At 64.6% G+C, this 25,316-nt stretch carries 14 protein-coding genes; 7 read left to right on the plus strand and 7 right to left on the minus strand.

The genetic code is table 11. The annotated features are described in order from the left end of the window. Window positions 1–480: 480 nt before the first annotated feature. Window positions 481–1,251, minus strand: a complete 771-nt coding sequence (locus MAAFP003_RS29350; protein ID WP_207768428.1) for a 1-aminocyclopropane-1-carboxylate synthase — start codon at window positions 1,249–1,251, stop codon at window positions 481–483. 516 nt (window positions 1,252–1,767) lie between these two features. Here MAAFP003_RS29350 and MAAFP003_RS00100 point away from each other — a divergent pair. Further along, window positions 1,768–12,027, plus strand: coding sequence for a non-ribosomal peptide synthetase (locus MAAFP003_RS00100; protein ID WP_096283337.1), 10,260 nt, complete (start codon window positions 1,768–1,770; stop codon window positions 12,025–12,027). Between the two features lie 49 nt (window positions 12,028–12,076). After that, on the plus strand, window positions 12,077–12,931 hold the full coding sequence (locus MAAFP003_RS00105) for an acyl-CoA thioesterase (protein ID WP_096283339.1): 855 nt from the start codon (window positions 12,077–12,079) through the stop codon (window positions 12,929–12,931). A gap of 8 nt (window positions 12,932–12,939) precedes the next feature. Here MAAFP003_RS00105 and MAAFP003_RS00110 read toward each other — a convergent pair whose 3' ends face one another. From MAAFP003_RS00110 to MAAFP003_RS00125, 4 genes are all read right to left on the minus strand, one after another. After that, complete coding sequence (locus MAAFP003_RS00110) at window positions 12,940–14,211, minus strand: ComEC/Rec2 family competence protein (RefSeq protein ID WP_096283341.1); 1,272 nt, start codon at window positions 14,209–14,211, stop codon at window positions 12,940–12,942. 11 nt (window positions 14,212–14,222) lie between these two features. Then, window positions 14,223–16,154 (minus strand): S8 family peptidase, encoded by a 1,932-nt coding sequence (locus MAAFP003_RS00115; protein WP_096283343.1) that lies wholly within the window; start codon window positions 16,152–16,154, stop codon window positions 14,223–14,225. Then, window positions 16,151–17,314: a patatin-like phospholipase family protein gene (locus tag MAAFP003_RS00120; RefSeq protein WP_096283345.1), complete on the minus strand. Its 1,164-nt coding sequence runs from the start codon at window positions 17,312–17,314 to the stop codon at window positions 16,151–16,153. The genes MAAFP003_RS00115 and MAAFP003_RS00120 overlap by 4 nt, the downstream gene beginning before the upstream one ends. Before the next feature lie 254 nt (window positions 17,315–17,568). Next, window positions 17,569–17,955, minus strand: a complete 387-nt coding sequence (locus tag MAAFP003_RS00125; RefSeq protein ID WP_096283347.1) for a hypothetical protein — start codon at window positions 17,953–17,955, stop codon at window positions 17,569–17,571. Window positions 17,956–18,120: 165 nt separating this feature from the next. Between MAAFP003_RS00125 and MAAFP003_RS00130 the strand changes: the two genes are divergently transcribed. From MAAFP003_RS00130 to gyrB, 5 genes are all read left to right on the plus strand, one after another. Further along, window positions 18,121–19,113 (plus strand): glycoside hydrolase family 6 protein, encoded by a 993-nt coding sequence (locus tag MAAFP003_RS00130; protein ID WP_423790844.1) that lies wholly within the window; start codon window positions 18,121–18,123, stop codon window positions 19,111–19,113. Between the two features lie 104 nt (window positions 19,114–19,217). Then, complete coding sequence (locus MAAFP003_RS00135; protein ID WP_096283351.1) at window positions 19,218–20,096, plus strand: formylglycine-generating enzyme family protein; 879 nt, start codon at window positions 19,218–19,220, stop codon at window positions 20,094–20,096. 233 nt (window positions 20,097–20,329) lie between these two features. Then, a complete protein-coding gene (locus MAAFP003_RS00140; protein ID WP_096283353.1) occupies window positions 20,330–21,034 on the plus strand; it encodes a GntR family transcriptional regulator in 705 nt (234 codons plus the stop codon). Between the two features lie 56 nt (window positions 21,035–21,090). Beyond that, window positions 21,091–22,443 (plus strand): arylsulfatase, encoded by a 1,353-nt coding sequence (locus MAAFP003_RS00145; RefSeq protein ID WP_096283355.1) that lies wholly within the window; start codon window positions 21,091–21,093, stop codon window positions 22,441–22,443. Between the two features lie 12 nt (window positions 22,444–22,455). Next, window positions 22,456–24,402 carry a DNA topoisomerase (ATP-hydrolyzing) subunit B gene (gyrB, locus tag MAAFP003_RS00150; protein WP_096283357.1) on the plus strand — a complete coding sequence of 649 codons (1,947 nt, stop codon included), beginning with the start codon at window positions 22,456–22,458 and terminating at the stop codon, window positions 24,400–24,402. Window positions 24,403–24,414: 12 nt separating this feature from the next. On the opposite strand, the gene MAAFP003_RS00155 is transcribed toward gyrB, so the two are convergent. Together MAAFP003_RS00155 and MAAFP003_RS00160 are read right to left on the minus strand one after the other, a co-directional pair. Beyond that, window positions 24,415–24,759, minus strand: a complete 345-nt coding sequence (locus MAAFP003_RS00155; protein ID WP_096283359.1) for a DUF202 domain-containing protein — start codon at window positions 24,757–24,759, stop codon at window positions 24,415–24,417. Further along, complete coding sequence (locus MAAFP003_RS00160; protein ID WP_423790839.1) at window positions 24,756–25,157, minus strand: YidH family protein; 402 nt, start codon at window positions 25,155–25,157, stop codon at window positions 24,756–24,758. Before MAAFP003_RS00160 ends, MAAFP003_RS00155 begins: the two co-directional genes overlap by 4 nt. Window positions 25,158–25,316: the final 159 nt, after the last annotated feature.

Here is a 25,316-nt window from a genome sequence, read left to right on the forward strand (position 1 = left end):
CCAAGGACCCAAGCCAGAGCAACACGGTCGGCGTCGCAATGGTGGGCCGCGTGAATCTGGGCGGCGGGAAGCCTCGCGGGATCGTGGCCGATGTGTCCTTGTCGTTCAACGGTTTTGGGGCGGTAGGCATTTCGGCTGTTGTCACGACGACCGCCAGCCGGAAACAGCACGCCGAGGCCCTGAGTCGAAAACCATGTGGCACCACCTTTTTCGACCGTGCTTGCAATAGTCGGTCAGTACCTACTTGTGCGGAAAACAACTCGGGCTCGGGCTGATCGGCTCGAACGGAAAATGGGTCACCCCATCTCCCCGCGTGATAATGCACTCGCTCACGCGGGAGGTGCGTTTTCAATCTTGGGTCGCAGACCTCGCGTCTCCCTCCTGCCCTGGGAGGTGCGATGTCGCCGGATAATTCGCGGTTTAGTCGTCTAAAGGCGCTACTCGAGTCGAAGCTGTCGACATGACCAGGTTCTCGGCAGATCAGGCATGTTCAGCGACCTCCGATGCGGTGAGTTCAGGTTTCCACGTATGTGCGTACGTTTTTCCGCTTTTCAACACGGTTGTGAGTTCACCGTCCAGATCGGCTGATACCGATTTGACGCTGGACAGCCGGACGTGATCCATGACTTGCACCAGCGCGTTCACCCGGTAATGCGGTTCCAGCTGTGGACTTATCTTGGGGCTTAACGCGATTCGTATCATCTCGTGATACCGCATACCCAGCACGAAAGCCCGTTTGGACTCAGCGTTCACCATGAACGGCTCATCGCCCTTGTCGAGGTTTCTGAGCATGAGAAGCGGTATATCGCTAACCCATAGCGGATCGGCGGGTTTGTCGCGATCCGTATGGGTGCCGATCGGATTTTTCGGATGTGTCCACGCGATCGTCCGGCCGGCGGCTATCAGGTCGAGTCGCAATGCTTGCCGCCACACTTCGCCATTGGCGGCGATTGCTTCGAAGAAGTTGTCTCGGTTCTGATACGCCACCCCGACGACCAAATAACGGTCAGAATGTATGGCGTGAAATGCACGTAACTCCGCTATCGCGCGGAAGAATTCCTCTTCGTCTAGAAGCAGATCGCTTGTGGCATAGTAGAACTGCTGCTTTGCCAGCATCGTCTCGGTGAATGGGCAGTGCGCTTTGCGGCCATCGCCCTCGACAAGGAAGTCGAGATATTTTTGTATTACCGGGACCCAGTCATCCGTGTGTTGGCTGAGTTCGGTGAATACATAGTCCGATCGTCGGTTCATTGACGCCCCTCCCAGCGGCACGACCCTACGCCGCGTACTACGGCGCCTGCGCTAACGTTGATCGCCCGAGACCAGCTGCGTCGCATACCGTGAATCCCCCGAATTCAATCCGAGCTTAGTCCGGGGCCGCGCCGTATGTTGGCGAATGAGCCGATACGCGGCGACGCGGTGGCTCCCGGTAAGGTGCCAAGCTCTCGGGCGATGCGGTGTCGTCGCCCACCCGGTCCCAATAAATTCGCTACTTCCGCTTCGACCAGCGGATCTGCAGGTCGGCGATCAGAAACGGGTATCCTGCGCCTAAGTCGGGTTCAAGGAACGGTCATCGGCTTTCGCCCGGGTTTGAACCCGTGTCGGATGGTGTATCTGAATGCCAGTCGCGTGGGTGCCGCGACCACTTACGACAGAATGACCGGACATTCGGCCGAAGCTCTGCGCGACAGGCCGGCGGCGAGGCAGGATTTTGATCATCGGTCACTCGGGGTTTGGGGGCGAGTGGGTTAAGTCTTGGGGGAGTCGATGGGACGTGATGGCCTCGCGCTGCCGCTGACCCGTGGACAACTAGACATCTGGCTCTCGCAGGAGTCGGGTGATGCCGGCACGGACTGGCAACTTGGTCTGTTGGTGAAGATCGACGGTGTGATAGACCGCGATCTGCTTGAGCGAGCGATCCGCCAGACGGTGGCGGAGGCCGAACCGAGCCGTGTCTCATTCTTCGAGATCGACGGCCGGGTGGCCCAAAAGCCGATCGAGGACCCGCATGTCGAGCTCGAATTCCATGATCTCCTCGGCGCCCCCGATCCGGTGGCGGAAGTTCGGCGGAGGGCTTCGGCCATCCAGCGCACGCCGATGGCGCTGAACGGACAACTACTCAAATTCGTCCTGTTCCAGACGCAGAGCGATGAATTCTATTTGTTCGGTTGCTGTCACCACATTGTTCTGGACGGTTTGGGCATGGCGCTGATGTCGCGTCGGGTGGCAACCGTCTACTCGGCGATGGCCACCGGAAAGCCTATTCCCCCAGCCTATTTCGGTTCGGCGCAGGATCTGGTTGATCTCGAGTCGGGATACGAAGCATCCAGCGACTATCTGGAAGACAAGGCTTACTGGGACAGGAACATTCCCCCGGAGGGCGGGCAGGACTACCAGATCGGTCAAATTGACGCCGACCGCGATCCGTGTTCGCCGTCGGCGTCGGTTCAGTTCGATGCGACCGCCGTCGGCCGGATGCAAGAGCTGGCCAAAAAGCTGCGCATCCGCCGCTATTCGGTCATCACGGCGGCGTCCGCGCTCGTGGTGCACGCGTGGTCGGGCAGCGCTTCGGAGGTGGCGCTGGATTTTCCGGTCAGCCGGCGGGTGCGTCCCGAGTCGAAGACGCTGCCCGGGATGCTCGCCGGTGTGGTGCCGTTGGTCTTGCAGACGTCACCACAGACAACGGTCGCCGATTTTTGTCAGCACGTTGACGTCCAGATCCGGGAATTGTTGAAGCATCAGCGTTTTCCGGTGCACCAGCTCGACGGTGAGGGCGGCCTTCACAGCCTCAGACAGCCGGCGAACAGGGTGGGCATCAATTTCATCCCGTCCCGATTGACCCTGGAGCTCGACGGCGCTCCGGCAACCGCGACCTATACCGCCAACGGGCCCGCCGAGCACTTCGGCCTCTTCTTCATTGGGGCAAGCGACTTTCTGTCGCTCAGCACGGCGGGCCTCGGGCAGCCGTATTCGAGTTTCGACGTCGCCTACCTCGCAGCGCGTCTGGAGCAGGTGCTGATCGAGATGGCCGCCGATCCGCAGCGGCCGATCTCCGCGCTGGACATCCTCGACCGGGATGACAAGGACCGGCTCGACGAGTGGGCGCATCGCGCGGCGCTCACCCAGCCGGTGACCGCGACGGGGTCGATCCCGTTGGTGTTCGCCGAGCACGTGGCACGTAGCCCCGAGGCCGTAGCGGTGACCTACGACGGCCGCTCCATGACGTATCGGGAACTCGACGAAGCCGCGAACCGGATGGCGCATCTCCTGGCCGGTCAAGGAATTGGCCCGGGACAGTGTGTGGCCCTGCTGTTTCCCCGGTGTGCCGACGCGATCGTGGCGATGTTGGCGGTGCTCAAGAGCGGCGCGGCGTATCTGCCGGTCGACCCGGGGCATGCGTCGGCGCGGGTTGAGTTCATGCTTTCCGATGCCGCTCCGAGCGCGCTGATCACCACGGCCGAGCTGCGTTCGCGACTGCACGATTCCGACCTACTGGTCATCGACGCGCACGATCCCGCCACCGGGGCCCAGCCCGGCACCCCGCTTCCGACGCCCGCGCCCGAAAACGTCGCGTACGTGATCTACACCTCCGGCACCAGCGGGACACCCAAAGGTGTGGCCATCACGCATCACAACGTCACGTGGCTGATCGAGGCGCTCGACGAGCGCCTGCCGCCGGGTGGGGTGTGGGCGCAGTGCTACTCCTCGGCCTTCGACCTGTCGGTGTGGGATATCTGGGGTGCGCTACTGCGGGGCAGGCGCTTGCTGGTGGTGCCCGAGTCGGTGGCAGGGTCCCCGGACGATCTGCACGCGTTGCTGGTCGCGGAGCGGGTCAGCGTGTTGGCTCAGATTCCGTCGTCAGTGGCGCTGCTGTCACCGGAGGGCCTGGAGTCGACGGCGTTGGTGGTGGGCGGAGAAGCCTGCCCGACCGACGTGGTAGATCGGTGGGCGGCACCCGGGCGGGTGATGATCAATGCCTACGGTCCGACCGAGGCGACGGTGTGTGCGTCCATGAGTACGCCGCTGACGCCGGGTCAGGGTCTGGTGCCGATCGGGTCGCCGATACCGGGGGCGGCGATGTTCGTGCTGGACAAGTGGTTGCAGCCGGTGCCGGCCGGGGTGGTCGGCGATCTTTACCTGGCCGGGCGCGGCGTCGGCCTCGGATATGTGCGGCGCGCCGGGCTGACCGCGTCGCGGTTTGTGGCGTGTCCGTTCGGGCCGCCGGGGACGCGCATGTATCGCACCGGCGACCTGGTGTCCTGGGGCGCCGACGGGCAGCTGCGGCACCTGGGCCGCGCCGACGAGCAGGTCAAGATCCGCGGCTACCGCATCGAACTCGGTGAAATCCAGGTCGCCCTGGCCGCGCTCGACGGTGTGGACCAGGCGGCGGTGATCGCTCGCGAGGACCGCCCCGGCAACAAGCGGCTGGTGGGTTACATCACCGGCACCGCTGACCCGACCGAGATTCGCACCACGCTGGCCGATCGGCTCCCGGCCTACATGGTGCCCGCCGCGGTTGTGGTGTTGCCCGCAATTCCGTTGACGCTCAACGGAAAACTCGACAAGCGCGCCTTGCCCGCACCCGAATTCACCGTCGGTGAGTACCGTGCCCCGGCCGACGCGATCGAGGGAATCTTGGCCGACATCTACGCCCAAGTCCTCGGAGTCGAGCGCGTCGGGGTCGACGACTCGTTCTTCGACCTCGGCGGCGACAGCATCATGTCGATGCAGGTGGTGGCCCGCGCACGCGCGGCCGGCGTGATGTGCCGTCCGCGTGACATTTTCGTCGAACAGACGGTAAGGCGACTTGCCCGGGTCGCGACGCTCGCCGACGGCGAGGCCCGCGTCATCGACGAGGGCGTCGGCCCGGTGATGGCCACCCCGATCATCCGCGCACTACAGAGCATCAACGGCCCGATCGACGAATTCAACCAGACCGTCGTGGTTTCCGCTCCGCCCGGGGTGACGGACGCCGACGTGGTGGTGATGTTGCAAGCGCTGCTCGATCGGCATGCCACCTTGCGGCTGCGCATCGACGATGACGGCGCCGGCAACTGGTCGCTCGAGGCACCCGAAGCCGGGGCGGTCGATGCCAGGGCGTGCCTGCATACCGTCGATGTGCTGTCGGAAGAGGCGGTGGTGCGGGCACGCTCGTGGTTGAACCCGTCGGCGGGATTGATGCTGAGCGCGGTCTGGGCGACTGCCACCGGCCAGCTGGCATTGCTCATTCATCACCTGGCCGTGGACGGGGTTTCGTGGCGAATTCTGTTGGAGGACTTCAATATTGCCTGGGCGCAGCATCATGCTGGCCAGCCCGTAACATTGCCGTCCGGCGGGACCTCGTTTGCGCGGTGGTCGGCGCTGCTGGCCGGGCATGCGCACCGGGCCGAGGTAGCGGCGCAGGCGCAGGCGTGGCGACAGGCGACGGCGATACCGGCCGCGCTGCCGGCGGTGCGGCCTGCGGATACCTATCAGACCGCCGGCCAATTGTCGGACTCGCTGGACGTCGAGACAACCCGCCTGCTGCTGGGCGAGGTGCCGGCGGCGCTTCGCACCGGGATCGGCGACATATTGCTGATCGCCTTCGGGCTGGCGTTCGCGGAGTTTCTCGGCAGCGGCGCGGATGCGCCGATCGGTATCGACGTCGAGGGCCACGGGCGTCACGAGGAGCTGTCGCCCGAGGTGGACCTGTCTCGCACGGTGGGCTGGTTCACCGCCGAATATCCGGTCGCGTTGACGGTCGGCGGCCTGCCGTGGGGGCAGGTGACCGCGGGCACGGCCGCTCTTGGCGCGCTGGTCAAGGACGCCAAGGAGCAGCTGCGGGCCCTGCCCGACCCGCTGACCTACGGGCTGCTGCGCTACCTGAACTCCGAGGTTGATCTCGGCGGGTGCGCGCCGGCTATCGGGTTCAACTACCTGGGCCGCCTCGGTGCCGGTGCCGGTGCCGACCTGCCCGGCGACCTGTGGCGGATCGACGGGGACAGTCTCTCGGTTGCGGCGGTGGCCGCGGCAGTGCCCCTGCCGCTTGCGCACACCGTGGAACTCAATGCCGGCACCGTAGACACCGAGGCTGGGCCGCACGTACAGGCGAACTGGACGTGGGCGCCCTCGGTGCTGGATGACGAGCAGGTCCGTCGGCTGAGCAGGTTGTGGTTCGAGGCCTTGGCCGGTATCTGCGCGTACGTCAAAGCCGGTGGGGGCGGGCTGACTCCGTCCGACGTCACCCCCGCTCGTCTCACCCAGCAGCAGCTCGACGAACTCTGCTCCCGCGGCGACGTCCAGGACGTGCTGCCCCTGACCCCCGTGCAGCAGGGCCTGCTATTCCACACCAGCTTCGCGGCGGATCTGGACGACCTGTACACCGTGCAGCTCGGCGTCACGGTCACCGGCAACCTCGATGCGGGCCGCCTGCGCGAGGCCGTACAGATGGTCGTTCACCGGCATCCGAATCTGTTGGCCCGATTTCGCGAAGACTTCGGTGAGCCGGTGCAGATTATCCCGGCCAACCCGGTTATGGGCTGGCAGGAAATTGAACTGGACCCCATTGACGGCCACGCCGATGAGCAGATTGAGCGACTGTGCGCGGCGGAACGAGCCGCGGTCTGCGACCTGGGGGACAAGCCGACGTTCCGGACGGCGTTGATCCGCACCGCGGCAGACCACTACCGGTTGGTGCTCACCATTCACCACATCGTGGCCGATGGGTGGTCGCTGCCCGTCCTGATGCGAGAGGTGTTCGGCAGCTACTACGGCGCACGGCTGCCCGCGGCTCCGTCGTACCGCAGCTTTGTCACTTGGCTGTATGAACAGGACCGCGCTGTTGCACAACGGGTTTGGCGCGATGCGATGGCCGATTTCGAGATCCCGACACTGGTGGGTGCGCCCGGCCGAGCAGGACTCCGCGAGGTCGCCTCCTTCGAAGTGTCCGCCGAGACCACAGCGGCTCTGACCGAGCTGGCCCGTACGTGCCACACCACTGTGAACACGGTGCTGCAGGGCGCCTGGGCGCAGCTGCTGATGTGGCTGACCGGTCAGCACGATGTGGCGTTCGGCACCGCGGTCTCGGGTCGGCCGAGCGAGCTGAACAGCTCGGAATCCATTGTCGGACTGATGATCAACACGGTGCCGGTGCGCGCGACCAGTACCGCAAGGACCACTGTCGCCGATCTGCTGGACCAGCTGCAACGCCTCCACAACGACACCCTCGAGTACGAGCACCTGGCGCTACCCGACATCCACCGCGCCACCGGACACGATCAGCTGTTCGACACGCTCATCGTGTACGAGAACTATCCGATCGACGCCGCCGCCCTGATGGGCGCCCATGACCTGTCGGTCACCGAGTTCGACAGCCGCGAATTCAATCACTATCCGCTGTCGGTGGTGGCGACGCCGGGCCCGCTACTGAGTCTTCGCGTCGAATTCGACACGGACGTGTTCGACCGTGCGGCCATCGACACGCTGATCGACCGGCTGCAGAAGGTGCTGACGGCGATGACCGCCGATCCCGCACGGCCGCTGTCGTCGATCGATCTGCTCGACCGGGTTGAGCACGACCGCCTCGGCGAGTGGGGCAACCGGGCGATGCTGGCCGAGCCAGAGTTGTCCGCTGTCTCGATTCCTGAACTGTTCGCCGCTCAGACGATCCGTGCCCCGGAGGCGGTGGCGATCAGCTATGGAGAGCGGTCGTGGACTTATCGCGAGGTAGATGAATCTTCTAATCGATTGGCGTACTTGCTAATTCAGCATGGCGCGGGCCCGGGTACCCGGGTGGCCGTGTTGCTTCAGCGGACACCCGACGCGGTGGTGGCGATCCTGGCCGTGCTCAAGGCCGGGGCGGCATATGTGCCCATCGATCCGGCGGTGCCCGCGTCGCGGATCGAGTTCGTGCTGGCTGACTCGGCGCCGGCCGCGGCGATCACCACCACCGACGTGCGGACTCGGTTGGACGGAACGGACCTACCAATCATTGTCATCGACGACCCCGCGGTGCATGCCCAGCCCGATACCGCGCCACCTGCACCGGCGGCCGAGGACATCGCCTATGTCATCTACACCTCGGGTACCACCGGAGCGCCCAAAGGTGTTGCCGTGCAGCACTGCAACGTGACGCGGCTACTGGGATCACTGGACGCCGAGTTGGCGCTGGGCCAGGTGTGGACGCAGTGCCATTCATTGGCGTTCGACTATTCGGTGTGGGAGATCTTCGGTTGCCTGTTGTCTGGCGGGCGGTTGGTGATGGCGGCCGACTCGGTGGTCCGCTCGCCAGAAGAGTTGCACGCCTTGCTGGTTCGTGAACAGGTCAGCGTGTTGAGCCAGACACCATCGGCGTTTTACGCGCTACAGACGGCCGAAGTGCTCTCCCCGGAGTCGGGAGAGCAACTGAAGTTGCAGACGGTCGTGTTCGGTGGCGAGGCGCTTGACCCGAACCGTCTGAAGACCTGGGTGAACCAGCATCGTGGACTGCCGCGCCTGATCAATATGTATGGCATCACCGAAACGACGGTGCATGCCTCGTTGCGCGAGATCTCCGACGATGACGTCGACAGCAACGCCAGCCCCATCGGAGTGCCGTTGGCGCACCTTGCGTTCTTTGTGCTCGACGCATGGTTGCGTCCGGTGCCCGCCGGGGTGGTCGGCGAGCTGTATGTGGCCGGTGCTGGGCTGGCCGCCGGGTATGTGCGCAGGCCTGGGCTGAGCGCGGGGCGGTTTGTGGCATGTCCGTTCGGACAACCCGGAGCGCGCATGTATCGCACCGGGGACCTGGTGTGCTGGGGTGCCGACGGTCAGCTGCGCTATGTCGGGCGTGCCGACGAGCAGGTCAAGATCCGCGGGTATCGCATCGAGCTCGGTGAGATCCAGGCGGCATTGCAAGAGCTGGACGGCGTCGATCAGGTGGCGGTGATCGCACGCGAGGACCGTCCCGGCGACAAGCGGCTGGTGGGCTACATCACCGGAACCGCCGACCCGGCCGAGCTCCGCACCCAATTGGGTGATCGGTTGCCGACCTACCTGGTGCCGGCCGCGATCGTGGTGCTCAAGGCGCTGCCATTGACGGTCAACGGCAAACTCGACATCCGCGCCCTGCCGGCACCCGAATACTCCGATGTCGACCATTACCGGGCTCCATCCGGCGCGGTCGAGGAAGTCTTGGCCGCGATCTACGCCCAGGTGTTGGGGGTGGACCGGATCGGTGTCGATGACTCGTTCTTCGACCTGGGCGGCGACAGCATCCTGTCGATGCAAGTCGTGGCCCGTGCCCGCATGGCGGGCCTAATGTGCCGTCCGCGTGACGTTTTCGTCGAACAGACGGTGGCCCGGCTCGCGCAGGTCGCCACGGTGATCGCCGACGACGAGGGCGACGTGGTCGACGACGGCACCGGTCCGGTGATCGCCACCCCGATCATGCGCTGGTTGCAAAACCTCGAGGGCCCGGTCGAGCAGTTCAACCAGACGATCGTGGTGCAAGCGCCGGCGGATGCCACGCAGGCCGACGCGGTGGTGATCCTGCAGGCGTTGCTGGACCGGCATGCCGCGCTGCGGTTGCGCCTCGACGACAGCACCGGCGGTTGGTCGTTGTGGGTGCCCGAAGCCGGGGCGGTGGATGCCGCCGGCTGCATGGACACCGTCGACGAGCTGTCGGCCGGCGCGCTGGTGGCGGCCCGGTCGCGCCTGGACCCGCACACCGGGGCGGTGGTGCGTACGGTGTGGGCCGAGTCGACCAAGCAGTTGGCGTTGATCGTCCACCACCTCGCCGTCGATGGTGTGTCGTGGCGAATCCTATTGGAAGACTTGAACATTGCGTGGCCCCAGCATCACAGTGGCCAGCCGGTGACGCTGCCGGCACCCGGGACGTCGTTTGCCCGATGGTCGTACCTTTTGGCCGAGCATGCGCAGAGCGCGGACGTCATGGCTGCGGCCGAGGCGTGGGACCAGGTGGCAGGGATCCCGGCCGCGCTGCCGCCGGTACAGCCAGCGGACACCTACGTCAGCGCCGGCCGGTTGTCGGTGTCGCTGGATGTCGAGACGACCCGCCTATTGATGGGTGAGGTCCCGGTGGCGTTTCATGCCGGAGTCCAAGACACTCTGTTGATTGCGTTTGGCCTGGCGTGGCGGCAGTTCTTGGGGACTGGGGCCCCGATCGGCATCGATGTGGAAGGCCACGGGCGACAAGAGGAGCTGGCCCCGCATGTCGACCTGTCGCGCACGGTGGGCTGGTTCACCACGAAATTCCCCGTGGCCCTCACGGTCGGCGACCTGTCCTGGGGCCAGGTGGTCGCCGGGGACGACCCCCTGGGCGCCGTCATCAAGGACGCCAAAGAGCAGCTTCGGGCGCTGCCCGACGGCCTGACCTACGGACTGCTGCGCTACCTGACCGCTGATGTCGATCCGGATTGGTCTGACCACGCGATTGGGTTCAACTACCTGGGTCGTCTGGGTGGTGCCGCCGAGCTCTCCGGTGGGTTGTGGCGGCTCAGCGAGAGCAGTTTCGCCCTGGCCGGCGCCGTGGGTGCAGTGGAGATGCCGCTTGCGCACACCGTGGAGCTCAACGCCGTCACCATGGAGACCGAAGCCGGCCCGTACCTGCAGGCGAACTGGACCTGGGCGCGCTCCGCGCTGGATGACCAGCAGGTCAGCCGGCTCAGCGAGCTTTGGTTCGACGCGCTGACCGGAATTTGCGCGCACGTACGCGGCGGAGGGGGCGGCGCGACGCCGTCCGACTTCCCGCTGGCTCGGCTGGCCCAGCGCGACATCGACGAGCTGGCGAGGCAGTACCGGATCGGCGACGTGCTGCCGTTGACCCCGTTGCAGCAGGGCCTGCTGTTTCTCACCGGCAGCACACAGAGCAGTGACGACCTGTACGCGGTGCAGCTCGATATCACCGTGAGCGGTGCCCTCGACCCGCAGCGCTTGCGCGACGCGGTGCGGGCGGTGGTCACGCGCCACCCGAACGTGGTGGCGCGCTTCGTCGAGGACTTCGGCGAACCGGTGCAGGTGCTCCCCGCCGATCCCGTGCTGGCCTGGCAGTACGTCGAGCTGAACTCCGTCGATGCGGACATCGAGGAACAGGTCCAACAGGTCTGTGCTGCCGAACGCGTCGCGGTGTGCGACCTCGCCGGCCAACCGCCGTTTCGCGCTGCCGTCATCCGCACCGCAGCCGATCGGTATCGGTTCGTGCTCACCAACCACCACATCGTTCTCGACGGGTGGTCGAAGCCGATCCTGCTGCGGGAAATCTTTGCCTCCTATCACGGCGTGCGGTTGCCGGCGGCGCCGTCCTATCGCGGCTTCGTCAGGTGGCTGTCCGAACGGGATCGAGCCGCCGCTGCGGCAGCCTGGCGCGAGGTCTTCGACGGGTTCGACACTCCCAGCCTGGTGGGACCGCCGGGTCGGCCCGCGCTCGGTCCGCGCGGTACGGCGTCATTCCAGGTGTCCGCGGAGACCACCAAGGCGTTGGGTGAGCTGGCGCGCTCGTGCCACACGACCGTCAGCACTGTCCTGCAGGCCGCGTGGGCGCAGCTGCTGATGAAGCTGACCGGCCAAACCGATGTGGCATTCGGCACGGCGGTGTCGGGACGGCCGAGCGATCTGGCCGGCGCCGAGTCCATGGTGGGCCTGCTGATCAACACCGTCGGAGTGCGGGCGACCATCGGCGCGGAGACCACCATCGCCGACCTGCTTGCACAGCTGCAAAGCGCTTACACGAAAACGCTTGAGCATCAACACTTACCGCTGAACGAGATCCACCATGTAGCGGGGCACCAGCAATTATTCGACACCATGTTCGTGTACGAGAACTACCCAATCGACACTGCCGGGTTGATGGCCGTCGATGGGTTGCAGATAAGTGGCTTTACCAACCGCGAATTCAACCACTACCCACTGTCAGTGCAAGCAGTGCCAGGCCACGAAATCGGTCTACGCGTCGAATTCGATACGCACGTGTTCACCGCGACCGCGATCGAAAAGCTGGTCGAGCGATTCCGGCGCGTACTGGTAGCCATGACGGGAGACGTGGAGGAGTAATCCTGACCGCCGGGCGCTGCACCGGTGCGGCGGATGACAAGATCCCCGAGTGAGTTACGACTGGCCCACCCTTGCCGATGTCATCGACACGCTCAACGTTGCCCGCGCTGACGACCACCACTTCGTCGCCACCCAGCTGGACAACCCGGACCATCACATCGTGGGGGGCCACATCGCCGCCCAGGCGCTGATGGCGGCGAGCCTCACTACGCCGGGCCGCGCGGCACACAGCGTGCATGTCTACTACGTGCGAGCCGGTGATGCCCGCAACCCGGTCGACCTGCACGTCGACGTGGCACGGGACGGCGGCACGCTGTCCACTCGCAAGATCACGGCCCGCCAGGACGGCCAGATCCTGCTCGAAGCGCTCGCGTCCTTCAATGTGCCGTTCGAGTCACTCGACTACCAGCAGCCGATGCCCGACGTCGCCGACCCCGAATCGCTGGCGCCGATGCAGCAGCAGTTGGCGGCCCATGCGGACGAACTGGACGGACTTTGGGTCGCACCTCGACCCTTCGAGCTGCGCTACGTCGACCCCCCGCCGCGCCTTGCCATCGACTCGGCCGAGCCGTCGCCACGCCTGCGAATGTGGTGGCGCGCCAACGGATCTGTGCCCGACGACGAGGTGCTGCACAGCTGCCTGCTGACCTACCTTTCCGGAACCACGATGGTCGAGCCGGCACTCGTCATGCGGCGGGCCACGCCGGTCAGCACCTTCAACGCTCTCATCGACCACGCACTGTGGTTTCACCGGCCGGTCGACCTTACTGACTGGGTCCTCTCGGATCAGGTATCGACCAGCGGTGTCGCGGGCCGGGGGCTGACGACGTCGACAATGTACAACCGCCGGGGCCAATTGGTCTGCGTCGCAACCCAAGAGCTGTACTTCGGCCGAGCCGCCTGACCGGTCGCTTACGGCGTGCCCAGCAGATCGATGCGGTGTCGGGGTACGTCGCCCGCGAGTGGCACGACCCTGGCCGCCATGTCCGGGTACTTCTCGAAGAACGCCACCAGACCCTGCTTGGCAGGTGACCAGTCAGGCAGGGGATTGCGGGTTCGCCGCGCCCGTTGCTGCTTGATCTCCCAGTCCGCCTGTCGGAGCTCGTCGATGTCGGCGATCTCGTAGGTCAGGTAGATCTCGTAGTCCTCGCCCGGCCGCGCCGTGCGCAGCATGTCCAGCGTTTCGCGCTCGGGGTTTCCGTGTTGCCCGTTTCCGGAGAACACGTAGCGGTCGGCGGTGATGCTCTTGAAATAGTCTTGCGTGTAGTTGTTTTCGCTACCGTGATGTTGCCCCTTCAAGACATCGACGTGCAAGCTGTCACCCAGTCCGACGAGTTTCATTCCCTCGAGGATCTTGTCGCCGCGGGCATCGCCGGTGAACAGGATCGTCTTCCCGCCGAATTCGGCGAGCACCACGATGCTGGACAGATTGGGCACCGACTTGTCGACGTAGGCCGCCAGTGCGGCCGCCGGCGGCTTCGGGTGTTTTTGCTGCTCCTCCAACCACTTTCGGTGTGCTTCTTGTAGCGCCTCGACTTCGGGCAGCATCGGTCCGATGACGTTCAGCGTCAGGCCGTCGCCCATGTCGATCGCCTTGCCGCCAACTTTGGCGACGATCAACCCGCCTGCTCCATCGTTTACCTCTATCTGCAGCACCTCGGCATTGCCGGCCAGGTCGATGCCCTGCTCGATTCCTGCGAGCACCATCAGCGCGTCGTTGAACGTGTCGGCGTCGACCTTCGCGTCGTCGGGCACCAGGTCGACCGGGATATCCCCGGTTAGCGATGCCGTTCCATACCCGTTCGAGGTGGCCTTCTTCAGCTCGGCGGCGTCATTGCCGATGATCTTGTCAAAGGTGTTGTGTATCAGCCGCCGTGGTTTGACGAACCTGTTGACCGGCAGCGCCCTGAGCTCCTCCGTCAGTCGCACCAGCCCGTTGGCGTGGTCGTCGTCCACATGGCTGAGCATCACCCAGTCCAGTGTCATCGGCTCGCCCGCGGGCACACCTTTTTCGTCGCGCAGCTGCTTCAGACGCGGCTCGAGGTAGTTGGTGTAGACACCGCTAGGGCCTCCGTCGATCAGCGCCAGCTTCTGCTTCTTGTTCGCCTTTGGCCCGTACCGAAGCATTAGGCAGTCGCCTTTCTTGGCGGGGAGGATTTCGAGACTGAAAACGTTGTTGGCCATGTGAATTCACCTCATTGACTCTGTAATGCACGAAGGACGTCGAGTAAGCCGTGACCCTGAAAGGTGCGCTCCCGTCCGAGATCGGTCGCGGTGTCGCAGAGAATCTTCTTGATCTTGTCTGGACGTCCGACGAGTTCTGGATAGCGCGCCATCAGTAGCGCCGCGGCGCCGCTGACGTGCGGTGCGGCCATGCTGGTGCCGTCCAGATAGCCCCAATCATTGTCCAGCACTGGGGAATAGATGCGCTCACCGGGAGCGACGAGGTCGGGTTTCGGTCGTCCGTCACCGGTGGGCCCGCGGCTGGAGAAGTAGCTCACGCCGTAGGTGAACGGTTTGTAGTGGTGGGTGGATCCGACCGTGATGACACGCTCTGCATTGCCGGGGTCGGTGATGCTGAAAGCGAGGTAGTTGTTGAACGGCTGGTCGTTGACCACGATGTTCTGGTAACCGAAGTTACCGGCCGCCGCGACGACGACCACACCGCTGTCGATGAGTCGTTCGGCTTCCAGGCAGACCGGGGTCGCCCCGCATGCGTAATTGCGCACGTCGTGCTCGATCGACAGGCTCATGTTCACACCCTGGATCTGCAGGTCGCCCGCCAATTCATTGGTGTGCCGGACAAACTGCAACGCTGCGATCACCGCCAACTCGGTGTCCTGTTTGTCGGATCCGATGATGCGCAAGTCGTAGAGACCGATCCCCGGGCACATGCCGGTGACGAGATTTCCGCCGGTTTCGTCGACCGCGGCCGCGATGATGCCGGCGACATGAGTGCCGTGTTCGCTGGTCGGCGGTGGTGGCGGTGTGTCGTCATCGCCGAGGTTCAGGAACTGCGCGATGAGGTCATACCGCATCGGCTGACCTTCGCAGGCGGCCTTGGCGATCTGTTTCAGCTTGCGGTCCGCATTCGACGGCAGCGGGCTGTCCTTCCGCGCAGTCTCGATCGCCTCAAGATTGCATTTACGAACGACGTCGTCGACATTGCTGAGATTGACGACCTCGCGATAGTAGGTGAAATCGTATGTCTTGCGGACCGGATGCTCACCGAACGCGTTGTGATGCGTGTCGATCCCGGAATCGACTACCGCCCAGTTGATTGCGCTGCAGTCGAGTTCGAACAGCCGGCGGGCCGCGTCGGCCTTCACTGCCGGCACCGACTTCATGATCGCCGTGGATGCCGGGCGGTTGCGCGAAATCTGCCAGACCTTCGCCTCCTCGGCCGGGGACATCTCCGTGGAGATCAGGCCGACCACGAGCTCGCGCAAGTCATCGTTGCTGGTGTCGACCAACAGGCCCTGCTTTCTCTTCTGGACTTTCGTCAACGCGGCCTGCGCCATCGGCTCACGGTCCGTCTCCTCGGGCGGCCGCTGCACCATCGAGACCAGGGCGCATAACGCGACGAAGCGCTCAAACGCCGTGCGCCGACTGCGAATCCCCACCGCGGGATCCTTGAACAATTCGTCGAGGTTCTGGGGACCCTTGTTCCATGCGTCGACCAACACCCGCACATCGGCGACCGTCTGGGCAATCTTGTCGGATCCGCCTGCGCCGTCGGACTTATCGGAATTCATCCACGCGTTGATCTCGTTGCGGGTCTTCGGATCGAGCCACCACTTCGTCATCGGGATCAGGACCCGGATCACTTCGTCGAAGTACAACCGGGCGGCTACATAGTTCTGCACCGGCGCGACCCTCGGGTCGTCGTCGTGGGCGACACCGCGACGGATCCCTTGCAGGCGTTTGAAGATTTCGGCGGCCAGGGCATTGGACGAGCTGCCCTTGTATGACGTGATCAACAGGTCGACGGGCTTGCTCAGGTCTTGCACGTACGCGGTCCACACGTCACCCAAGATCGGTGAGCCCTGCAGGTGTCGGCGGCTCGAGCCGGCGCCGACCAGGATGTAATCGACCAACTTTCGGGAGATCGAGTTTTCCCCGTTCATGTCAACGCCTCGTTCGGATAGGGCAGTTCGGTCTTCGCGGGATCGGTGAGTTCACTGGACAGGTGAGTTCGCAGCCCGGCATCGCAGATGACATAGCCCCAGTTGATAAGCCGTTCCTGATGGGTGTCGGAGAGCGGCGCCAGCCGAGTTGTCACCTCGGCGAGTTCGCGGGTGCGATCGGGATTGGCCGGCAGCACCGCCCCGCCGTATTTCGCGACCTGACTACGGATGCCGATGTACATGCCTTGTCGCAGACCGGATTTGAACGAGCCGATCACCTGGCGTTTGCGCATCGCAAGGGCTTGGTTGTGGATGAGGTCGAGTACTCGAGCTGTCTGCCGCAGCGGATCCGTCGGAGGATCTTCGTCGGCGGCGACTTCGCCGCCGGCGTCGCTGACGATGATCGACGTGTATCGCTTCCACGCGGTTTCCAGACCGAGGTTGTCGTATACGCCGCCGTCGGTCAGCTTGATCTCGTCCCGGAAGCCGGGCTCGGTCAGTGTGTTGCCTTGTTCGTCGATCCAGGTCTGGCCCTTGAGGTGCAGCGTGCACGGCGACAGCACAGGCGGAAAGGCCGACGACGCGGCGACCGCGACCGCCAGCGGTATGTCAGGATTCATGATCCGGCCGACGCGATAGTCGGCGAGATAGGGCTTGCTGAACCGCAACAGCACCCCGGACTCCAGGTTGGTCGAATTGAAGATGAACCGCGGGTTATCGGGTAGCTGTTGCAGGCTGGTGTCACCGAAGAGGTGCTTGCGATAGGCTGCCGCGACGCGGCCGGCGGCGGAATCACCGAACGGCAGCATTCCTTCGAGGACCGCCTTGACGTCGACCGCGGTTTCACTCATCTTGCGCACGGGCCTGACGAACTGTTCGTCGAAGTTACTGGCGACCTGCTGGGTGTCCCAGGCCAGCTGCTGCCAGTTCTTCGCCAGAACGCCGGCGGTGATCGAGCCGCCCGAGACGCTGGAGATGCGGTCGAGCTTCGGCAGCAGGCCGACCTCGTTGAGCCGCCAGAGCACGCCGACGTGGAAGACCATCGCGCGGTAGCCGCCGCCGGACAGGCAAAGCGCCAGGCCCTTCTCCGGTTGCCGATCTCGGTCGTCCGCCAATTGCCGGACCGGGGTGATCAATTCGTCCAATGTCGTGCTGCTCATTTCGACTTCCCGTTTCCTCGACTGATAACGAGCTGTCGCGGAACACAGAATCGCGCGACACAAGAAGATCCGCGGCGGCTTCACTTCCAGAAGTGAAGTGACGCAATTGGTGTGGTTCGTCGTGGCACTGATGACGCTAGGGCGGATGGCCGCGCTCGCGCACGAGTAGTCGGCTACTCGACTTGTATCACCGCGTACGTCGCGGGCTATCGAGAAGTAGTGAACCCGAACCAGCTTCTACCGATTGTCGGCAATCAGCCCAGCGCGTCACGCCGCTCGGCGAGCGGGCGGATCCCCGCAAGGGCCCCGCCCAGCGCAAACAGCGCCGGCAGTGCGGTAGCGACCCGGAACCATCCGACGTTCTTGCCCTCCCCGCGCGCGGTCCATGCCGACGCCGCATCCAGGGCATCACATACCGCACCCATCCAAAGCGCGGTGCGCCTCGCCGGCCCCGCCACCGTTGCGACCCCGATGACCATGTCGCGCGCGCCGAACAAACGAGTCACGTACCGAGAATCGGCGTTGTCTCCAGCACCGGAGACCTGCCCGTGCCGGGCGAAGGCGCCCGGCCAAAAATAGCCGGTCAATCCGCCGCCGGTACGAGCGATTCCGATGATCAGTGCAAGCGCACGGGTTGACATCCCTACTCCTCGCCGGGGACTTTTGAGTGATCGGGTGACGCAGTCCCCATTGTTGTCAGATCCAGCCGCCGGGCAACGCGTGGGTAGGCGCATGCGCACTGAGCCGACGGCAACCGGCCCCCGGGATTCGCCCTCCACGTCGTGGCACGCTAATTTTCCTGGGTGATCTCCTCAGCTGCTGGCGCTCTTGCGCGGTGGATTGCCCCCGTCCTGACCGTTGCGACCGTCGCCTGGCTAGGCGTTTCGTCGCAGGCCGTTCCGGCGCCGACGATACGCTTGGCATCCGACGGAAACCCGCTGGCCGGTGCGCCGTTCTACGTCAACCCCACGTCGGCGGCCATGCGCGCGGCGCAGGCGGCGAACCCGCCCAGTCCCCAGCTGACCGCCGTGGCCAACACGCCGCAGGCGTACTGGATCGTCCCGGGGGGCTCGGCGGGCACGGTGGGGAAGTACGTCGGCGACGCGAATGCGGCCGGCGCCATCCCCGTTTTGTCGATCTACGGGATTCCGCACCGCGACTGCGGCAGCTTCGCCGCGGGCGGTCTCGGGTCGGGCGCCGACTACCGCGGCTGGATCGACGGCATCGCTTCCGGCATCGGCGCCTCGCGGGTGGCCATCGTCGTCGAACCCGATGCGCTCGCGATGGCCGACTGCCTGTCGGGTGACGCACGCCAGGAACGTTTCGACTTGATCCGCTACGCCGTCGACACGCTCACCCGCGACCCGAATGCGGCCGTCTATGTTGATGCGGGTCACCTGCGTTGGCACAGCGCCGAGGACATGGCCGCCCGACTCAACCAGGCCGGTGTCGGTCACGCGCGAGGCTTCAGCGTCAACACGGCGAACTTCTTCACCACGGATGACGAAATCGGTTACGGCGAGGCGATTTCGGGGCTCACGAATGGTTCGCACTACGTGATCGACACGTCACGCAACGGCGCCGGTCCGGCGCCCGACTCCGAGCTCAACTGGTGCAACCCCAGTGGTCGGGCGCTGGGCACCCAGCCCACCGCCTCGACCGCCGGCGCGCATGCCGACGCTTACTTGTGGATCAAGCGTCCCGGCGAATCCGACGGATCATGCGGCAAGGGCGATCCGCCGGCGGGCACCTTCGTGAACCAGTACGCCATCGATATGGCCAGCAAGGCAGGCCTGTAGCCGAGCGCCCAACGGCGCAGACCGCCTCGGCTTCACCCCCGCCAGCGGACATCGAGAGGCCGCGGTATCCGTCGGACGGGTGGCGGAACGCATAGCCTGGCGTGATGCTCACCGAGTTGATCGACCTTCCCGGCGGGGACTTCCTGATGGGGTCCAACGATTTCTACCCGGAGGAGTCGCCCGCGCACACAGTGACAGTCGGGCCTTTTTCGATCGAGCGTCATCCGGTGACCAATGCACAGTTCGACGAATTCGCTGCGGCAACAGGCTATGTCACTGTCGCCGAGCGTGCCTTGGACCCGGCTGCCTTCCCGGGGGTGCCGCCCGAGGAGTTGGTCGCGGGTGCGCTCGTCTTCACACCAACCTCGGGACCGGTCGATCTGCGTGCCTGGCGGCAATGGTGGACATGGGTGCCCGGCGCCTGCTGGCGGCACCCTTTCGGGCCGGGATCGACGATCGGCGATCGGCTCCAGCACCCCGTGGTGCAGGTGGCTTACCCCGACGCCGCCGCGTATGCGAGCTGGGCGGGACGTCGGCTTCCCAGCGAAGCGCAGTGGGAGTACGCAGCGCGGGCCAGCGCCGTGTCGACCTACGCATGGGGCGACGAGGTCGCTCCCGGCGATCAACTCATGGCGAATACCTGGCAGGGCAGATTCCCCTACCTCAACCACGGCGCCCGAGGCTGGGCGGGTACCTCCCCGGTGGGGACGTTCGCGCCCAACGCTTTTGGGCTGGTCGACATGATCGGCAACGTCTGGGAATGGACCACCACTCGCTACAGCGCGGGCCACGATCCGAAAAACGCCTCACCGAGCTGCTGTCCGACGTCCGCGACCGGTGATCCGTCGGTCATGCAGACGCTCAAGGGTGGTTCTCATCTTTGCGCGCCCGAGTACTGCCACCGCTACCGCCCGGCAGCGCGCTCGTCGCAATCGCAGGACAGCGCGACCACGCACATCGGATTCCGTTGTATCGCCGGCTGACAGCACGGTCCAGTCGGTGGCGAAACAATGTTGCAAACGCCGCCTCATATGACCTGGCCTAGGGCTTAACACGGTGACAACTGGCGTAACATTCCGCTAACCGCCGCCCGAGTGTTTGGTGGCACAGTGAGCTCATGCCACGGCGCCCGCACGTTCCTCCCAAGGACTTTCCCCGTCCTGTCACCCGGGAGTACGCCGGAACGCGCGCCGATGCTGCACGGTGGGTTCGCGACGTGTTGCGCAGTCAGATCCTCGAAGGCGTCTACGGCGGATTGGCTGCTGCGCGACCGCCATTGCCGTCGGAGTCCGAACTCGCCGCCGAACTCGGGGTCAGCCGCAACGCCATCCGTGAAGCTCTGGAACTGCTGCGCGGCGAAGGGCTGATCACCCGGGTGCAGGGCTCGGGCACATTCGTTACCGGCGCAAAACTGCGCCAGCACCTCGACCGCCTGGAGGGCCTGGCCGAATCGCTGGCCGGGCACCGGCTTCCGGTGGACAACGAAGTGCTCTCGGTGCGCGAAGCCACCGCCACCCCGTTTGTGGCAGCCAAACTTCAGTTGCCGGAGAACGCTCCGATTCTGTTCATCGAACGGCTCCGTTCCGTCGGCGGTCTGCCGTTGTCACTGGATACCACCTCACTTCGAGTCGGAGCCATTCCGATGGATGCCAACCTCGACAAGCAAGATGTTTTTGCGCTCATCGAGCAGGAACTGGGGGTGCGTCTGGGTTGGGCCGAGATCACCGTCGAATCCGTTGCGGCCGACCCAAATACCGCCAAGCTCCTGCAGATCCGCACCGGGGCGCCCCTGCTGCTGCTGCATCGCCTGACCCATCTGCGCGACGGCACGCCGTTCGACTTGGAAACCGTGCGCTATCGGGGTGACAGATGCTCGCTGGTCACCACCGCCGCGCGAGAGGATGCACCGCCGCCACCGTAGTCAGCGCCAGTTCCTCACCACGACAACGCTTTACCCGATTGAGAGGTAGCACAGCCATGCCCAAACAACCCAACATCGTATATTTCCACGTCGACAATCTCGGTCTGGGCGAACTCGGCTGCTACGGCGGTGGGATGTTGCGCGGCGCCGATACCGCCCGCATCGACGCCTTCGCCGCCGAAGCACTGAAACTGTCGCACTTCGTCGTCGAACCCCAGTGCACACCCACGCGATCGGCGCTGATGACGGGCCGCTACCCGATCCGTTCGGGCAATCACACCATCGCCCTGGGCGGCAACGACGGCGGGATCGTGGCCTGGGAGCGCACCATGGGTGACATCCTGTCTGAGGCCGGCTATGCCACTGCCTGTTACGGCAAATGGCACATCGGTGCCGAGGACGGCCGCTGGCCCACCGACCACGGATTCGACGAATGGTACGGACCGGCGCGCACCTACGACGAGTGCCTGTGGCCGGATGATCCTTGGTACGACGGCGATCGCGATGGCTACTCTTACATGTACGACGGCACCAAGCAGGACGGTGTGCGCACCACCGATCAGCAGTTGACGGTCAAACTCAAGGGCGAGGTCGACGCCGAATATGACCGCCGGGCAAAGACTTTCATGAAGCGCAGCGTCGAGGCCGGCAAGCCGTTCTACCTGTACCACAACCACTCGCTGATGCACTTCCCGATGGTGGTGCGCGAGGAGTTCAAGGGCAAGAGCAGCAACGGCGAGTGGGGCGACTCGCTGCTGATGCTCGACCACGACTTCGGCAGCATCCTCGATACGCTGACGGAATTGGGCATCGCCGACAACACGATCGTTGTTTTCGCCGGAGACAACGGCCCGGAAGATCATCTGCTGGGCCGGGGTACCGCGGGCTTCTTCGACGGTTCGTACTTCAGCTCCGCCGAAGGCGGCATCCGCACTCCGTGCCTGATCCGCTGGCCGGACAACGTCGCGGTCCGGGAAAGCAACGAGATGGTGCACGTCACCGACATGTTCCCGACGCTGCTGCGCTGGGCTGGATGTGAAATTCCGGACGACCGCATCATCGACGGTATTGATCAACGCGAATTCTTCGGCGGCGCTGAGGAATCCGGCCGAGAAGGTTGCATGGTGTGGCTCAACGAAGAGCTCCACGCGGTCAAATGGTCTCAGTTCAAGATCAGCTTCAAACGCCAACAGCATTTTCACGATCCCGAGATCCCGCTCGGCTTCGCCCGCATTATCAATCTTCTCGAAGACCCGAAGGAACGCGAGGCGGTCAACCAAACCTTCGTCCGGTGGTGGGTCATGCAGCACGCCCGCCGTCTCATCCGTAACTTCGAGGAGAGCGCGCAGACCGAGCAGCTGATCCCTGCGGGCGCACCGATCGACTTCGTACCGGCCCGCAACGACTAGGCGAGTCGACGGATGACCGGCAAGGGCACCCCGAAAGACTATGGTGCGGAATCGATCACGATTCTGGAAGGCCTTGATGTCGTTCGCAAGAGGCCGGGAATGTACATCGGTTCCACCGGCGAACGAGGCCTGCACCACCTGATCTGGGAGGTCGTCGACAACGGCGTCGACGAAGCCATGGCGGGCCATGCCCGGCGCGTCGAGGTCACGCTGCGACCCGACGGCGGTGTCGAGGTGACCGATGACGGGCGTGGGATTCCGGTCGAGATGCACGCGACCGGAATCCCAACCGTCGACGTGGTGATGACCCAGTTGCACGCGGGCGGCAAGTTCGACTCGGACTCTTACAGCGTTTCCGGTGGACTACACGGTGTCGGGGTCTCCGTCGTCAACGCTCTATCCACTCGGCTCGAGGTCGAGATCTGCCGCGACGGTTACCGATGGTCGCAACATTACGACCATTCCGTTCCCGGCACCTTGACCCGTGGAGTGGTGACAGCGCAGACCGGTACCACAGTGCGGTTCTGGGCCGACCCCGAGATTTTCGAGACCACGCTCTACAGTGCCGAAACGGTGGCCCGACGATTACAAGAAATGGCCTTCCTCAATAAGGGGCTAATGCTGACATTGACGGACCAACGGTCCAGCGCGATCGAGACCGACTCAGCACACACGCGTAGATTTCACTATCCGGGCGGCCTGGTCGACTACATCACCCATATCAACCGCACCAAAGTCCCGATTCAGCAGAGCATCATCGAATTCTCCGGAGGAGAACCGGGGCGTCAAGTCGAGATCGCGATGCAGTGGAACGGCGGCTATTCCGAGTCGGTGCACACCTTTGCCAATACGATCAACACCCACGAGGGCGGCACGCATGAGGAGGGTTTCCGCAGTGCGCTGACGTCGGTGGTCAACAAGTACGCCAAAGACAAGAAGCTGCTGAAGGAAAAAGACGCCAACCTCACCGGGGATGACATCCGCGAGGGCCTGGCCGCGGTGATCTCGGTGAAGGTCAGCGAGCCGCAGTTCGAGGGTCAGACCAAAACCCGCCTGGGGAACGCCGAAGTTCGTTCCTACGTGCAGAAGTTGTGCCACGAGAGGCTGACCTACTGGTTCGAAGCCAACCCCTCTGAGGCGAAAACCGTTGTGAACAAGGCGGTTTCGTCGGCGCAAGCGCGTATTGCGGCGCGTAAGGCGCGCGAGTTGGTGCGCCGCAAGAGTGCTACTGATCTCGGTGGGCTGCCCGGCAAGTTGGCGGACTGCCGCTCGACCGATCCGCGTAGGTCGGAACTGTATGTGGTGGAGGGTGATTCGGCCGGCGGCTCGGCGAAGTCCGGGCGCGACTCGATGTTTCAGGCGATCCTGCCGTTGCGCGGCAAGATCATCAACGTCGAAAAGGCGCGCATCGACCGGGTGTTGAAGAACACCGAAGTCCAGGCGATCATCACCGCGTTGGGCACCGGCATCCACGACGAGTTCGACATCACCAAACTGCGCTACCACAAGATCGTGCTGATGGCCGATGCCGATGTTGATGGACAACACATTTCCACACTGTTGCTCACCTTGCTGTTTCGGTTCATGCGGCCGCTGATCGAGCACGGGCATGTGTTCTTGGCGCAGCCGCCGTTGTACAAGCTGAAGTGGCAGCGCAGCGAGCCGGAGTTCGCTTACTCCGACCGTGAGCGCGACGGCCTGCTCGAGGCCGGGCAGAAGGCCGGCAAGAAGATCAACAAGGACGACGGCATCCAGCGCTATAAGGGTCTGGGCGAGATGGACGCCAAGGAGTTGTGGGAAACCACGATGGATCCGACCGTGCGGGTGCTGCGCCAGATCACCCTCGATGACGCCGCTGCGGCCGACGAGCTGTTCTCCATCCTGATGGGCGAGGACGTCGATGCGCGTCGCAGCTTTATCACCCGTAACGCCAAGGACGTTCGCTTCCTAGACGTCTGAACGGTCGCCGAATCACACCCCGAGTGCCAGATAGGCAACCACGACTACCGTCAACGCCACGACCAAGACGGCGACAATAGGTACCGCGGCGCGAGCGCATAGTTGCGGAGGCAGTGGGCGGACCGTGAGAGTGCGGCGCCGGCGGATACCCACGGCGAACACCGTGAGCGCGAGTAACGCTGCCGCACTGCCGATACCGAGTCGGACGGTGCTCCCGTTCGGGTCGGTCACGGTGCGATCCTTGAGAACAATGAACACCCCGGAGGCGACGACGGACAGTGACGTACGCGTCCAGGACAGTGCCGTGCGTTCGGGCTGCATCCCGCGGTCCGGCGACGTGGCTGCCGAGTGGATCATCGGCTGACGCCGGACGCGGCCAATGCCAGGGCTACTGTCACCAAGCCGACCGTAATCAGGGCCACCGCCAAGTAGATCGGAGTGGACGGCCGGGGCAAGGGTTGATCAAGGCGCATCGCGTGGTCGACTTGGCTCCAACGATGCAGGCCAGCAGCCGAAGTCAGCATCGCCACGGTGCCGAGCACACCGCCGAGGATATGCCGCAGCCCCGGGACGGCCAATTCCGGCAGGAACTGCACGACACCGACCGCCGCGGCAAGCAAGCCCAGCGCGGTGCGCTGCCATGCCAGAAATGTCCGCTCGTTCGCCAGTGTGAATCGATAGTCCGGTTCGGCAGCGGTGGCGGTGGATGCTGCACCGTTGGCGTCCAATGTGGTTGACGAGCTTGTAGATTCCACAATCATCTAGTCTTTCGGTGGCCGTGGTTCGGCGCCAGAGCGGCGGTGGTGGCGTAACTCAAGTGTCATGTGCGCCGTTCTCGGCGCCGAAGACTGCCACGCGATGCCATGGCGAACCGCGCCCGGATGCCGAACCGCGGCACCGTGACCTTCGCGGCT

This window comes from Mycobacterium ahvazicum (assembly GCF_900176255.2).
Lineage (GTDB): Bacteria > Actinomycetota > Actinomycetes > Mycobacteriales > Mycobacteriaceae > Mycobacterium > Mycobacterium ahvazicum.